This window comes from Mesorhizobium sp. B2-8-5 (assembly GCF_006440675.2).
Taxonomy (GTDB): domain Bacteria; phylum Pseudomonadota; class Alphaproteobacteria; order Rhizobiales; family Rhizobiaceae; genus Mesorhizobium.
In genome coordinates, this window is sequence record NZ_CP083951.1 from 1,054,605 (window position 1) to 1,068,431 (window position 13,827).

Consider the following 13,827-nt stretch of genomic DNA (forward strand, 5'->3'; position numbering starts at 1 on the left):
TCGCGAGCGGTCGGCTCCAACGGCTCGAACTCGGCCGGACGGTGCGCGGCATGCGGCGGAGTTTCCGGCGCGGCATCGTGATGCTTGGCCTCTCCGCGGCCATCCCGTCGCCGGCAATCGCCGCCGACTGGGATCCGGCGACGGCGAGCAGCAATTTCGGCATCTTTGCGCTCTCCGATGCGCAATTGGCGGAGCGCAAGATCGCCGTCACGCCGATCGGCGAGCTGGAACTGCCGACCGGCGAGATCATCGCCTGCGATCCCCTGATCACGACCGACGACTGGCCGGCGCTGGCCCGCAAGGTGAAGCCGGGGCGCTACCCGGTCATGCTGTTCGAGGCGCAGGGCCGCGTCGCCGCAGCATTCCTTCGCTTCCGTTCCGGCGTGCCGGTGCGCTGGGAGCTTGCCCTTCTGCCGGGACAGGACGTTTCGACGCTGAACGGCGACGAGATCTTCGGCTATCCCGTTGACGCCGGCCTCGGCTCGTTCATGGACAAGGCGGCGATGGCCCTGATGTCGGCGGCGCAGGACAAGCTCAAGCCGGATCAGAACTATTATGACGATGTGCTGGCGGCCGAGTTCGCGCCCAACCAGGACCGGTTCGTCATGCACCATCCGGACGCCGGCAATCCGGTCAACGTCGCGATGTTCTGGAGCGGCTGGGGCGATGGCTTCTATCCGTCTTTCTGGGGACTGGACGCCGCCGGCGACCCGGTCGTCCTGATGACCGATTTCGGCGTGCTCGAAAACGCCGACGGCCGAGAAGGCGACCAGGCCAAGTGATGACGAATGCCGCCTCGCCCATGGTCGGATTGATGGCCGGATCGCTGGTGCTGACGGCTGCGACTTCCGGCGCGCAGGCCGCCTGTCCGATCCAGCTCGCCGTCTATGGCGAGGCGCAGAGCGGCGCCGAGATCGACTTCACCCCGGCCGGCAGCTCGGCGACGATGACCAACGCCTTTCGCATGATCCTCGACAACAATGTCGTGCTCGACGGCATCGCGATGTGGACCGAAGGCAGCGCCGCGCGGCCGCATGGCTCGCTGATGTACAAATGCCCGACCGGCGACGTCACCGGCGAGGAGCTTGCCGCCTGCACGGTCTGGGAAGGCGTCGTCTACAGCGCCGACGAGAAGGGCACGATCGGCCTGCTGCCGGCCGAAGGCGCCGACGCGCCGAAAAGCCTGATCTTTCCCGATCTCGGGCCGTCGCTCGAAATGTCGGCCGCTTATGGCCCCGCCGGCTTCTCCAAAGTGCCGTGGGACATCTTCGTGCTGAAAGGCTGCCAGGAATGAGCGTGGACAGGAAGACACTGCTGGTCACCGGCGGCAGCCGCGGCATCGGCGCGGCCATCTGCCGGCAGGCGAGTGAGGCTGGTTATCGCGTGGCTGTGAACTACGTCTCCAACCAGTCGGCTGCCGATGTTCTTGTCGCCGAACTCAAAGCCGCTGGCGGCGACGCCTTCGCGGTCAAGGGCGATGTCGGCAACGAGGCCGATGTCATCGCAATCTTCGAAGCCGTGGACCAGGCCTTTGGCCGGCTCGACGCTTTCGTCAACAATGCCGGCATCGTCGACGTCAAGGCGCGGGTCGACGAGATGAGCATGGCGCGGCTGGAGCGCATGATGCGCATCAATGTCGTTGGTTCCTTCCTGTGCGTCCGCGAGGCGGTGAAGCGCATGTCGATGAGGCATGGCGGCAAGGGCGGCGCCATCGTCAACCTGTCCTCGGCGTCCGCGAGGCTCGGCTCGCCCGGCGAATTTGTTGACTATGCCGCCTCCAAGGGCGCGATCGACACCATGACCATCGGGCTGGCGCGGGAAGTCGTGCTGGAAGGCATCCGCGTCAACGCGGTCAGCCCCGGCATCACCGAGACCGAAATCCACGCCTCGGGCGGCCAGCCAGACCGCGTGGCGCGGATGCAGGACGCGCTGCCGATGAAACGCGCGGGAACGGCGGATGAAGTCGCGAGCGCGGTTCTCTATCTTCTGTCGGACGCGGCCTCTTATATAACGGGCACGATCCTCAATGTGAGCGGCGGCCGCTAAAGCAATTCCAGGAAAAGTGCGTAGCGGTTTTCCGGTTCGAAATTGCGTACAAGGAAATAATCTGGAGTGGTTCCTATCCGAACCGCTCCGGCGCCAGGACAAGGAAAAAGACATGGCTTATGACGTCGTTATCATCGGATCGGGGCCTGGCGGCTATGTCTGCGCCATCAAGGCGGCGCAGCTCGGGCTGAAGACGGCGGTGGTCGAGAAGAACGCCACTTTCGGCGGCACCTGCCTCAACATCGGCTGCATTCCGTCGAAGGCGCTGCTCTACGCCTCCGAGATGTTCGCCGAAGCCGGCCACGCCTTCGATACGCTGGGCGTCGAGATACCGGCGCCGAAGCTCAATCTGAAGAAGATGATGGCGCACAAGGACGCGACGGTCGCCTCCAACGTCAACGGCGTCGCCTTCTTGTTCAAGAAGAACAAGATCGATTCCTTCCGCGGCACCGGCAAGGTGATTTCCGCCAGCAAGGTGTCGGTGACCGGCGAGGACGGCAAGGTCGAGGAGATCGAGACCAAGAACATCGTCATCGCCACCGGTTCGGACGTCGCCGGCATTCCGGGCGTCAAGGTCGATTTCGACGAGAAGGCGGTCGTCTCCTCCACCGGCGCGCTGTCGCTGGCCAAGGTGCCAGCCACCCTGGTGGTGGTCGGCGGCGGCGTCATCGGGCTGGAGCTCGGCTCCGTCTGGGCAAGGCTCGGCGCCAAGGTCACGGTCGTCGAGTTCCTCGACACCATCCTCGGCGGCATGGACGGCGAGGTGTCGAAGCAGTTCCAGCGGCTGCTCTCCAAGCAAGGCTTCGAGTTCAAGCTCGGCGCCAAGGTCACGGGCGTCGCCAAGGCCAAGAAGGGCGCGACTGTCACCTTCGAACCGGTCAAGGGCGGCGCGGCGGAAACCATCGAGGCCGATGTCGTGCTGGTCGCCACCGGGCGGCGCCCCTATGCCGACAGTCTCGGATTGAAGGAAGCCGGCGTCGAGCTCGACGAGCGCGGCCGGGTCAAGACCGATGGGCATCTCGGAACCAATGTGCCCGGCATCTATGCCATCGGCGACGTCATCGCCGGACCGATGCTGGCGCACAAGGCCGAGGATGAAGGTGTGGCGGTCGCCGAGACCATCGCCGGGCAGGCCGGCCATGTGAACTACGACGTCATCCCGAGCGTCGTCTACACCAGCCCGGAGATCGCTTCGGTCGGCAAGACCGAGGAAGAGCTGAAGAAGGCCGGCATCGACTACAAGGTCGGCAAATTCCCGTTCAGCGCCAATGGCCGCGCGCGCGCCATGCTGCATACCGACGGCTTCGTCAAGATCCTGGCCGACAAGGCAAGCGACCGCGTGCTCGGCGTCCATATCGTCGGCTTCGGCGCCGGCGAGATGATTCACGAAGCGGCGGTGCTGATGGAATTCGGCGGTTCGTCCGAAGATCTCGCCCGCACCTGCCACGCGCATCCGACGATGTCGGAAGCGGTGAAGGAAGCGGCTCTGGCGACGTTCTTCAAGCCGATTCATATCTGATCGCCGAACACACATCGCTTCGTCATACGCGGGTCAAGACCGAGTATGACGAAGGCGTGGTTGCCAAAAACAAAACGGCCCGCCTGTTGGCGGGCCGTTTGTCGTTTGATGCCGTCCTATTACTGAGCCGGTGCCGGTGCCGGAGCTGGCGCAGGGGCCGGCGCAGGGGCGGGTGCTGGTGTCGGAGCTGGCGCGGGAGCCGGGGCCGGCGCCGGCTCAGGGGCTGGAGCCGGCGTTGCAGGCGCCGGAGCCGGCGTGCTGGCGGCCGGCGGCTCAGCCGGGGCCGGCGCATGCTCGCCGCCGCTTCTGCCAAAGACATAATAGGCAACAATGGCCAGGATAATAACAACTAGGGCGATCAGCCACCCGCTGCCGCCACCACCCGACTTGGGAGGCGTGCTCGAAGGGGTGAAGGGGTCGTTAGGGTTCGCCATGAAACGTGTCCTCCTTGGATGAAAGTCATCAAAATAACAGCCATCAACGCGCTGAGCCCGCATCGGGTTTCACGCGGACGGACGGAAAGCGCTGAAAAACCGGCGTTTTCAGGTCCGCCAGCCGCCAGACGACTCAGTTGACGGCGGTAACACTATACCCTGCCTTGCGAAAATCCTCGACCAGTCCTTCCGGACCAGGCAGATGCATGGCGCCGACGGCCATGAAAACGTTGCCCTTGGCCAAAATCGGCCCCGCATGCGCCGCCATCACCTTGTTGCGGCTGGTGATCATGGTCTGCTCGAAGGCGGCATAGCCGGCCTTGTCGTCCGCCGTCTCCGGCAGCACGGCCCGGAAGAGCGGCCAGAACATGCCGACCTCGCCACGCTGGTAGAGCACGATCATCGTCTCGTTGACGTCGTTCACCTTGTCGCCAAGCTTCATCGTCTCGACCAGGCTCTTCATATGGAATTCGAGCGGCAGCGAAGCCATGGCGCGCAACTGATCGACGGCGGTCTCGAGCCCTTCGATGTCTTTCCCCGAAGCCTTGGCGTCCGAGGCGAGCTTGACGTCCAGCACGGGTTCGCCGGCGCTCTGGCGCGCCACCTCGCAGGCCGGCAGCGCCATCATCGCCGACAGGATCCACGGCTTCATCTTGGCGACCGTCGCCGGCGGAATGCCGCGGGCGTCGAGCCCCTTGTCCAGCGCCGCCGCATCCTGCGGCGACAACAGCGACGACAGCGTGGTGTTGTCGGTGAACATCATCAGGCCGGGTTCGCTGGCCATGGCGGCCATCATCTTGGCCTTGTCGAGCGCGTCGGTGGTCTCGATGACTATCGTGCCGGCGCCGTCATAGGCCTTCTGCGCGGCGGCCGGCAGCGTGGTGACGCGCGTATCGGTCATGTGCATGGTGCCGAACAGATAGGATGGCTTTTCGCCCGGCTTCTCCAGCTTCCAAAGCAGGCCCTTGCCATTGGGAACGGCCGCCGCTTCGGTCTCGACCTTCTTGAAGGCGGCGGGGTCGTTCTTTTCCAGCGCGGTCAAAAGATCGGCGCCGGCGCAACTGGGCGCTTCGGCATGCGCCCGGCCGGCGATCAGCAGAACGACAATGAAAGACAGGAAAAACAGCAGGTTGAGCGCCGCAAGCAGCTTCAACGAGACAAGGGCCGCGCGGTCGGCGATGGCGATGACGCGTTTCATGGAGAAGCGTCTTAGCGCCGAAAAGCGGCAAAACGGTTAATTGGGTCGGAGAAATTGTCTTCGGTGCGGTGAGCTCTTTTGACGTTCGCTCGGGTTTTCGGAGAGAATGCTTTGGCCGCAACGCTTATCGCTTCGTCATTCCAGGGTCTGCGCGCGTCGCTTCGCTCCTTGCTCCGCCCTGGAATGACGAAGTCCGGAGGGCTTCGCGCCATCCCCCAGCGGCTTCACGCCCTTGGATGCGCCTTCTCGTAGATATCCAGCAGCCTTGCCGTGTCGACGCCGGTATAGATCTGGGTGGTCGACAGACTGGCGTGGCCGAGCAGTTCCTGGATGGTGCGCAGGTCGCCGCCGCGGCCGAGCAGATGGGTGGCGAAGGAGTGCCGCAAGGCATGCGGCGTCGCGGTGTCGGGCAGGTTGAGCGCCGAGCGCAGCCTGGCCATCTCGCGCTGGACGATGGCCGGGTTGAGCGGGCCGCCGCGTGCGCCGCGGAACAGCAGTTCCTTGGTATCGATGTGGAAGGGACAGAGCCGGCGGTATTCGATGACCGCCTTGCGGGCCACCGGCAGCACCGGCACCAGCCGCGTCTTGCCGCCCTTGCCGGTGACGCGCAGCACGGTGTCGGCTTCCGTCGCGAGATCGGCGCCGGTCAGGCCGAGCGCCTCGGAGATGCGCAGGCCGGAACCATAGAGCAGCGTCAGCACGGCGGCATTGCGGGCGGCGATCCATGGCTCGTCCGCGAGCTGGCCTTCCATCGCCACCACTTGCTTGGCGTCGCTTGCCGTCAGCGGCTTGGGCAGCGATTTCGGCTGGCGCGGCGCGCGCAGAGCAGCCGCGCCGGCGGCATTGACCAGGCCGCGCCGTTCGAGAAAGCGCAGCAGCGAGCGGATGCCGGCAAGGCCGCGGCCCAGCGTGCGCGCGCCAGCGCCTTCATTGCGGCGCTTGGCGAGGAAGCCGCGCAAATCGGCGGGGCGCAGGTCGGCGATGTCCGAGATGCCTGGAGAGCCGCCGCGATGTTCGGTCAAGAAATGCAGGAACTGGCGGGTGTCGCGCTCATAGGCCTCGACGGTCTCCGGCGACAGCCGCCGCTCATGCGCCAGCGTCTTCAGCCAGGTCTGGCGCGCCGCCTGGAGGTCGGGTTTGGCCGGGATGAGGAATTCCTGCATGGCGGCAGTTTCGGCCATGCGGGTTAGGAAGCGGTGAAGAGGCGATCATTGAAATGATGGCCTCAGGGGGGTAGAGCAGGGCAAAGGAAGCGCCGCCGATGTCGAAGCTCGAAAACCCCGTACAGATGGCCGTTATCGGCGCCGCGCACGGCATCAAGGGCGAATTGCGGGTGAAGACCTTCACCGGGGACCCGCTGGCGCTGGCCGACTACGGTCCGCTTTATGCCAAGGATGGCCGCGCCTTCCAGATCCTGGACATCCGGCCGGCCGGCACGGTCGTGGTCGTGCGCTTCAAGGGCGTCGGTGACCGCAACGCCGCCGAGGCTTTGGCCGGCACCGAGCTGTTCGTCGACCGCTCGGTGCTGCCCGACGACGGCGAGGAGGACGAGTTCTATCACGCCGACCTCATCGGTCTCGACGTCCGGGACGATACGGGCGTCATCGGCAAGGTCGTCGCCGTGCATAATTTCGGTGGCGGCGACATCCTCGACGTCACCCTTGCCGGCCGCAAGGGCGTACTGATCCCGTTCACGCAGGCCGCCGTGCCGCATGTTTCGATCGCCGACGGATTCGTGGAGGTCAACCCTCAGGCGGCGGGGCTGGTTGAAGACGAAGAAGACGGCGAAGCGCCCAGGGAAGTCGGCTTCGACCCGAAAGGCCGGCCGCGCGGACCGAAGGATGCCGGGGGCAACCGTTGAGCTTTGCCGCTTCGGTGCTGACGCTCTATCCGGAGATGTTCCCGGGCGCGCTCGGCCTGTCGCTGGCCGGCCGCGCGCTGGAGGCCGGCACCTGGTCGCTCGAGGCGATCCAGATCCGCGATTTCGCCAGCGACAGGCACCGCACGGTCGACGACACGCCGGCCGGCGGCGGCGCCGGCATGGTGATGCGCGCCGACGTGCTGGCCAAGGCGATCGACCACGCCTCGCCGCCGGGCGATGAGCGTCCAAGGCTGTTGATGAGCCCGCGTGGAAAACCACTGACGCAGGCGCGCGTGCGCGAACTGGCCGCCGGACCGGGCGCGGTAATCCTGTGCGGCCGTTTCGAGGGCGTCGACCAGCGGCTGATCGAGGCGCGGGGGCTGGAGGAAGTCTCGATCGGCGATTTCATCCTGTCGGGCGGCGAGCCGGCGGCGCTCGTGCTGCTCGACGCCGTGGTGCGGCTTTTGCCCGGCGTCATGGGCAATGCGGTGTCGGGCGAGGAAGAGAGTTTCGAGAACGGCCTGCTCGAGCATCCGCATTACACGCGGCCGCAGGAATTCGAAGGCAGACCGATCCCTGACGTGCTGATCTCCGGCAACCACAAGAAGATAGCCGAATGGCGGCGCGCCGAGGCCGAGAAGCTCACACGGGAGCGTCGGCCGGATTTGCTGGGGGTGGTTCAGCCCTTGGTGAAATAGTAAAAGGCGAGGAACAGGCCGACTGCGACGACGAAGCCGCGCACGAGGCCCTGCGGCACGCGCTTGGCGATCCAGACGCCGGCATAGCCGCCGAGCGCGCCGCCCGGGATCATGACGATCGCCTGCGGCCAGGCGACGACGCCGCCCGAAACGAAGACCAGGATGGCGATGGCCGCGATGACCACGGCCAGCATGTTCTTCAGCGCGTTGAGCCGGTGGTAATCGCCGGCCTGGGTCAGGCCGAGCGTGGCCAGCATCATCACGCCCATGCCGGCGCCGAAGAAGCCGCCATAGATCGAGGTCACAAATTGCGCCAGCGACCCGGCGAACGAGCCGACCCTGGCTTCGGCGCCGGGCTTGGGCGCCGGTTTCAGCCATGGCCCGGCGGCGAACAGCGCGGTCGCGGCGATCAGCAGCCAGGGCACCAGCGCGCGGAAGGACGGGTTGGAAAGCGCAAGCAGGATGAGCGAACCGACCAGCGCGCCGAAGGCCGAGATCACGCAGAGCAGCAGCGCCTGGCGCCAGAAATGCCTGATGTCGTCGATATAGGCCAGCGTCGAGGTGATGTAGCCTGGAAACTGCGTCACCGAGGAGGTGGCGTTGGCGACGATCGGCGGCACGCCGACCAGCGTCATGGCGCCGAAGGTTACGAAGGTGCCGCCGCCCGCGACGGCATTGACCGCACCGGAGACAAAACCCGAGAGAAAGAGCAAGGCGGCATCGAAAAAAGTCATTTTCCCCGCTTAGGAAGCTTACAAGCCGCGCGCAACCCGGCACGGCCGCGATAATGTGGGGCCATGGGGGCAAAAAATATGTCTCAAGGTCCTTTTTTGATGCATGAGGCCGTGCCGGAACCGCTCACACTTCCAGGCGACATGCATTAGGGCGTGACAAAGCGGCAAAATGCCTGTATGTGCCCGCCCGAACCGGAAGAACGATCTTTCGGACCCGTCAACAAGTGCGGTGTAGCCGTCCCTGCCCGATGTTCCCCGATACAATTTGGGGACTGGGGGCATAGCCGAGCGGTCATTGGAACTGCAAGGCGAGCGTTGGACGCTCTGACTGTCGGAAGAACAAGAAGTGGATATTTGAGATGGATCTCATCCGTCAGCTCGAGGCCGAACAGGCCGCCAAGATCGAAGCCAAGCGCAAGCTGCCAGAATTCCAGCCGGGCGACACCGTGCGCGTCCAGGTGCGCGTCACCGAAGGCACCCGCACCCGCGTCCAGGCCTATGAGGGCGTCGTCATCGCCCGCGCCGGCTCGGGCTTCCAGGAGAATTTCACCGTCCGCAAGATTTCCTACGGCGAAGGCGTCGAGCGCGTTTTCCCGGTCTACTCGCCGATGGTCGAGGGCGTCGAGATCGTGCGCCGCGGCAAGGTTCGCCGCGCCAAGCTCTATTACCTGCGCGACCGTCGCGGCAAGTCGGCTCGCATTTCGGAAAACACCGGCGTGCGCGCCCGCAAGCTGAACGACGAAGAGCGTGATGCTTTGGCCGCCGAGCGCGCCCGCATCGAGGCCGAGAAGGTCGCGGCCGCCCAGGCGCTGGCCGCCGAGACGGCCGCCAAGGAAGCCGCCGAGAAGAAGGCCGCCGCTGAGGCTGCTTCGGCCGAGGCCGCCTCCGCCGAATAAGGTTTCGTCGAAACAGGTTTGGAAAGGCGGCTTCGGCCGCCTTTTTCATTTTCACCGAGCCGTGATCGCCAGCCGCAGGAAAGTCGCCTCGCCATCGTTGACAACAAATTATCTTGTACACTAAATAATCGCATACAAATCAAATGGAGACAAAAATGTCGGCACTTTACAGCACCCAGGCTCACGTCACCGGCGGCCGCAACGGTCACGGCGAGACGAGCGACGGCCTGCTCAAGGTCGATCTGGCGATGCCGAACGAACTCGGCGGCAAGGGCGGCGCCACCAATCCCGAACAGCTTTTCGCCGTCGGCTATGCCGCCTGCTTCGAGAGCGCGGTGCGCTTCGTCGCCCGCCAGCAGAACCTGCCGCTTGAGGACGCTTCGGTCACCTCCACGGTGAGCCTCTATCCGAACGACCAGGGCGGCTTCAGGCTCGGCGTTTCACTGGCGGCCGAGATCAAGGGACTTGATCAGGCGGGCGCAGAGGCGCTTGTATCCGAAGCGCACAAGATCTGCCCCTATTCCAATGCCATCCGGGGCAATATCGACGTGGCGCTCTCGGCAAAGGCTGCATGACGACGAAAACCGAAATCATGACAAAGCAAGCTCCGGCGCAGAGCGCCGGGGCGCTCGAGGTGCCGCGCCTCGACCAGCAGCTCTGCTTCGCGCTCTATTCGGCAAGCGGGCTGATGACAAAGCTTTACCGGCCGCTGCTCGATCCGCTCGGCCTCACCTATCCGCAATATCTGGCGATGCTGGCGCTGTGGCGGCATTCGCCGAGCACGATCGGCGAGCTCGGCGCAGCACTTGGCCTCGATTCGGCGACATTGACGCCGCTGATCAAGCGGATGGAAGCCGGCGGCCTCGTCACCCGCCGGCGCGATAGCGCCGACGAACGCCGGGTGCTGGTCGAGCCGACAGCGAAGGGTCAGGCGCTGCGGGCGAAGATGAAAGACGTGCAGGAGGGACTGAGCTGCGGCATGCCGCTGGAGCGAGCCGAGCTCAAAGCCCTGCACGGCACGCTGACGCGACTGGTCGCCGGATTGCGCGAAGCTACGGCCGATCAGGACTGAACGCCGCAAAGGCTGTCCTCGAAACCATTCCCGAAGAGCATCGGATTGCGTGTTGGCCGGCCTGCTTCAGCGAGGACCGGCTTGCAAGGCGCATGCGGCTCTATCTCTTTGTTTTTACGCAATTCCGAACGGAAAACCGCTTCACACTTTTCCTGGAATTGCTCTAAAGTCGGCACCGGATTTTTCCTGGCCGCGAGATTGCAGCGCGGCCTGCACTTTCGGAGATTTGTCATGACCAAGTCGAAACTGCTGCTGGCCGCCATGGTGGCCTGCCTTCTCGCGCCTGTCGCGGCGCTCGCCGACAATCTGCCCGATCTCGGCGGCAAAAAGGTCGTGGTGGTAACGGAAAACGCCTATCCGCCGCTGCAGTTCATCGACAAGAAGACCGGCAAGCAGATCGGCTGGGAATATGACGCGATGGACGAGATCGCCAAGCGGCTGAATTTCAAGGTCGAGTACCAGAACACCTCCTGGGACGCGATGATCCAGGCGGTTTCCGACAATCAGTACAACATCGGCATGACCGGCATCACCATCAAGGACGACCGCAAGGAGAAGGTCGACTTCTCCGACCCCTATATGCGCTCGGAGCAATTCATGCTGGTGCGCGGCGATGAAAGCCGCTTCACCGACGCCAAGACCTTCGGCGCCTTCAAGGACGGGCTGATCGGCGCCCAGCCGGGCACCACGCCTTTCTACACCGCCGTCTACAGCGTGCTCGACGGCAACGAGCAGAACCCGCGGATAAAGCTGTTCGAGACGTTCGGCGCGACCGTGCAGGCGCTGAAGACGGGCGACGTCGACGTCGTGCTCACCGACGGCACCGCGGGCCAGGGCTATGTCGATGCCTCCGAAGGCAAGCTGAAGCTGATCGGCGGGCCGCTCGGCACCGAGGATTTCGGCTTCATCTTCCCGAAGGGCTCGGACCTGGTGAAGCCTGTCAATGCCGCCATCGCCGCGCTCAAGGCGGACGGCACGTTCGATAAGCTCAACAAGAAATGGTTCCTCGATTACAAGATGGGGCAGTAGGCGCTGTTGTCGCGACGGCCGGCAAAGCTGCCAATCTCCCCCCTTGCGGGGGAGATGCCCGGCAGGGCAGAGGGGGGTGTGCAGGATCGCGACATTTCCGTTCTAAGCTTCTGCGAAGAGAATCCGGTCAGAGGCGGTGATCGCAACCAGTTGATAGGCCGGCGGGACAGCACCCCCCTCTGTCCTACCGGACATCTCCCCCGCAAGGGGGGAGATCGGCAGCTCTTGCGAAGGCATCTATTCACCAGCGTTGGGAACTGATGCCCGCCACCCCATCCGCCAAATCCGAATTCCCCTGGTGGCTGGCAGCCGCCCTCGCCCTTGCTTTGGCCGCCGCCCTCGCCATTGCCTCCAGCGACCTCTATGCGCAAGTCTTCGCCACCGTCGCTAAGGGCATCGGCATCACCATCTTCGTCACCGCGGTCGCTTTCGCGCTGGCCTCCGCGCTTGGACTTGGCATTGCGCTAATGGCGCTGTCGGGGTCGCAATGGCTGCGGCAGATCGCGCGCTTCTATGTCGAGATCATCCGCGGCGTGCCGATCCTGGTGCTGTTGTTCTGGATCGCCTTTGCCGGCGCGCCGGCCTTCGTCGCCGCCTGGAACGCGTTGACCGCGCCGCTGCAGAGCGCCGGCCTGATCGGCGAACTGCTGGTGCGCGACGTATCGCTGCTCTGGCGCGCCATCATGGCTTTGACCATCGGCTACTCGGCCTTCATCTCGGAAGTGTTCCGCGCCGGCATCCAGTCGGTCGAGAAGGGACAGATCGAAGCCGCGAAGGCGCTTGGGCTCAGCCGGGCGCAGCGCTTCCGGCTGATTGTGTTCCCGCAGGCGATCCGCATGATCCTGCCGCCGCTCGGCAACGATTTCGTCGCCATGGTCAAGGATTCCTCGCTGGTCTCGGTGCTCGGCGTCGCCGACATTACCCAGATCGGCAAGGTCTATGCCGCGGGCTCCTTCCGCTTCTTCGAGACCTATTCGATCGTCGCCTATATCTACCTTATCCTGACCGTCGGCCTGTCGCTGGCGCTGCGGGCGCTGGAACAGCGGCTGCGCCGGCAGCATCAGCAATAGCGGGGGGCGCCAAAGTCCGCGCTACCTCTTTGTTTCCGACGCAATTCCGGGCGGAAAACCGGTTCCCACTTTTCCTGGAATTGCTCTACCTTGGTCACATGCATCCGGCGGAGGAGACGTCCCATGAATTTCGACAAGGCCAATGCGGCGCTGGACTCCGTCTATTCGGCCGACTCGCCGGAAGGGCTCGCCAAGGCCTATGCCGACTGGGCCGCGACCTATGACAGCGAGACCGCCTCGCTTGGCTATCTCCTGCCTTTCCTGATCACCGCCTGGGTGGCGCGGCACGTGCCGGCGGGCGAAGGTCCGCTGCTCGACGCCGGCTGCGGCACGGGCCTGTCGGGGCCGTCGCTCAAGGCTCTGGGCTATGGCGACATCGCCGGGCTCGACCTCTCCGACGACATGCTGAAGATCGCCGGCAGCCGCCAGGCCAATGGCAAGCCGGCCTATGGCGAGCTGAAGAAGACGATGCTCGGCGGTCCGCTGCCCTGGCCCGACCGGCATTTCCGCGCCTTCTTCTCGACCGGCGTCTTCACCATCGGTCATGCCCCTGCCTCCGGCTTGCACGAACTGGTGCGCATCACCAGAAGCGGCGGCCACGCCATCTTCACCGTGCGCGACCAGGTTTTCGAGAGCGGCGGTTTTCAAACGGTGTTCGACGAGCTGACCCAGGCGAAGAGATGGCGGCTCGTAGAGCAAAGCCCGTGGTTCCGCTGCTACGCGATCGGCGACCCGGAAGCGCTGGTGAAGACGTTCGTGTTCGAGGTGGTTTGAGCCGTGAGCTCGCCGATCTTGCCTCCCTTCCTCTCCCTCCGGAGGGGGGAGAGGTGGCGCTGCGAAGCAGCGACGGAACGGGGGACGGCGGTCCTCAAATGCGCCGTCGCTAATAACTCGCCACCGGCCCCTATAAAGCCGAGGCAATGCTCGGTTTGAAATAACAATGGCCGAGCCAAGTCGACCCCCACTCCGTCGAGCTTCGCTCGCCACCTCTCCCCCGATCGGCGGGGGAGAGGAAGGGCGCGCGCTCGCCGACCTTGGCGCTCTGCCTTTGCCCTCCGAAGGTGTGGGAATGTGAGGGCGAGGAACAAGGTCCCAGCCGCTAATTGCCGAAAAGCCAAAACATTGCTATCTACGCCGCCATGGAAAAGCTTTTCAGCGATCCGGCCTACAAGGGTTTCGTGCTGCAGGACAGAAAGCGCCTGCCGTCGCGATTTGCCGCGCGGGTCTGCGGCGCGCTCACCTGCCGACTTCGCCGGGCCGACTGATCGAA

General features: G+C 64.9%; 16 protein-coding genes. 13 read left to right on the forward strand and 3 right to left on the reverse strand.

Annotated elements, in window-relative coordinates:
- The first annotated feature begins 50 nt into the window (after nt 1–50).
- The 4 genes from FJ430_RS05050 to lpdA all read left to right on the forward strand — a co-directional run bounded on the left by FJ430_RS05050 (nt 51) and on the right by lpdA (nt 3,565).
- Nucleotides 51–782 carry a DUF4241 domain-containing protein gene (locus FJ430_RS05050; RefSeq protein WP_140707410.1) on the forward strand — a complete coding sequence of 244 codons (732 nt, stop codon included), beginning with the start codon at nt 51–53 and terminating at the stop codon, nt 780–782.
- Nucleotides 782–1,294, forward strand: coding sequence for a hypothetical protein (locus tag FJ430_RS05055; RefSeq protein ID WP_140707181.1), 513 nt, complete (start codon nt 782–784; stop codon nt 1,292–1,294). Before FJ430_RS05050 ends, FJ430_RS05055 begins: the two co-directional genes overlap by 1 nt.
- The gene (locus FJ430_RS05060; protein ID WP_140707180.1) at nt 1,291–2,046 is read left to right on the forward strand and encodes an SDR family oxidoreductase; all 756 of its coding nucleotides are present in this window, start codon (nt 1,291–1,293) and stop codon (nt 2,044–2,046) included. Before FJ430_RS05055 ends, FJ430_RS05060 begins: the two co-directional genes overlap by 4 nt.
- Before the next feature lie 112 nt (nt 2,047–2,158).
- Entirely contained in the window at nt 2,159–3,565 is a 1,407-nt protein-coding gene (lpdA, locus tag FJ430_RS05065) for a dihydrolipoyl dehydrogenase (protein WP_140707178.1), read from the forward strand.
- A 567-nt stretch (nt 3,566–4,132) separates the two neighbouring features.
- Here the strand turns inward: lpdA and FJ430_RS05070 are convergent.
- Both FJ430_RS05070 and FJ430_RS05075 read right to left on the reverse strand, forming a co-directional pair.
- Nucleotides 4,133–5,197, reverse strand: coding sequence for a TraB/GumN family protein (locus FJ430_RS05070; protein WP_140707174.1), 1,065 nt, complete (start codon nt 5,195–5,197; stop codon nt 4,133–4,135).
- Between the two features lie 224 nt (nt 5,198–5,421).
- A complete protein-coding gene (locus FJ430_RS05075) occupies nt 5,422–6,360 on the reverse strand; it encodes a tyrosine recombinase XerC (RefSeq protein ID WP_140707172.1) in 939 nt (312 codons plus the stop codon).
- Between the two features lie 98 nt (nt 6,361–6,458).
- On the opposite strand from FJ430_RS05075, the gene rimM reads away from it, so the two are divergent.
- Together rimM and trmD are read left to right on the forward strand one after the other, a co-directional pair.
- Nucleotides 6,459–7,058: a ribosome maturation factor RimM gene (gene rimM, locus FJ430_RS05080; RefSeq protein ID WP_140707170.1), complete on the forward strand. Its 600-nt coding sequence runs from the start codon at nt 6,459–6,461 to the stop codon at nt 7,056–7,058.
- Nucleotides 7,055–7,756 carry a tRNA (guanosine(37)-N1)-methyltransferase TrmD gene (trmD, locus tag FJ430_RS05085; protein ID WP_140707167.1) on the forward strand — a complete coding sequence of 234 codons (702 nt, stop codon included), beginning with the start codon at nt 7,055–7,057 and terminating at the stop codon, nt 7,754–7,756. Before rimM ends, trmD begins: the two co-directional genes overlap by 4 nt.
- Here the strand turns inward: trmD and FJ430_RS05090 are convergent.
- Entirely contained in the window at nt 7,738–8,490 is a 753-nt protein-coding gene (locus tag FJ430_RS05090) for a sulfite exporter TauE/SafE family protein (protein ID WP_140646028.1), read from the reverse strand. The genes trmD and FJ430_RS05090 overlap by 19 nt on opposite strands.
- 359 nt (nt 8,491–8,849) lie before the next feature.
- Between FJ430_RS05090 and rplS the strand changes: the two genes are divergently transcribed.
- The 7 genes from rplS (at nt 8,850) to FJ430_RS31585 (ending at nt 13,822) form a co-directional block, all read left to right on the forward strand.
- Nucleotides 8,850–9,386 carry a 50S ribosomal protein L19 gene (rplS, locus tag FJ430_RS05095; protein ID WP_140646029.1) on the forward strand — a complete coding sequence of 179 codons (537 nt, stop codon included), beginning with the start codon at nt 8,850–8,852 and terminating at the stop codon, nt 9,384–9,386.
- A 155-nt stretch (nt 9,387–9,541) separates the two neighbouring features.
- Nucleotides 9,542–9,961 carry an organic hydroperoxide resistance protein gene (locus FJ430_RS05100; protein ID WP_140646030.1) on the forward strand — a complete coding sequence of 140 codons (420 nt, stop codon included), beginning with the start codon at nt 9,542–9,544 and terminating at the stop codon, nt 9,959–9,961.
- On the forward strand, nt 9,958–10,458 hold the full coding sequence (locus FJ430_RS05105) for a MarR family transcriptional regulator (protein WP_140707165.1): 501 nt from the start codon (nt 9,958–9,960) through the stop codon (nt 10,456–10,458). Before FJ430_RS05100 ends, FJ430_RS05105 begins: the two co-directional genes overlap by 4 nt.
- Before the next feature lie 231 nt (nt 10,459–10,689).
- A complete protein-coding gene (locus FJ430_RS05110) occupies nt 10,690–11,487 on the forward strand; it encodes a transporter substrate-binding domain-containing protein (RefSeq protein WP_140707163.1) in 798 nt (265 codons plus the stop codon).
- A 260-nt stretch (nt 11,488–11,747) separates the two neighbouring features.
- Nucleotides 11,748–12,557: an amino acid ABC transporter permease gene (locus FJ430_RS05115; protein ID WP_140707161.1), complete on the forward strand. Its 810-nt coding sequence runs from the start codon at nt 11,748–11,750 to the stop codon at nt 12,555–12,557.
- Nucleotides 12,558–12,680: 123 nt separating this feature from the next.
- Nucleotides 12,681–13,331, forward strand: a complete 651-nt coding sequence (locus FJ430_RS05120) for a class I SAM-dependent DNA methyltransferase (protein WP_140707159.1) — start codon at nt 12,681–12,683, stop codon at nt 13,329–13,331.
- 365 nt (nt 13,332–13,696) lie between these two features.
- Complete coding sequence (locus tag FJ430_RS31585) at nt 13,697–13,822, forward strand: hypothetical protein (RefSeq protein WP_140659910.1); 126 nt, start codon at nt 13,697–13,699, stop codon at nt 13,820–13,822.
- The last annotated feature ends 5 nt before the right edge of the window (nt 13,823–13,827 follow it).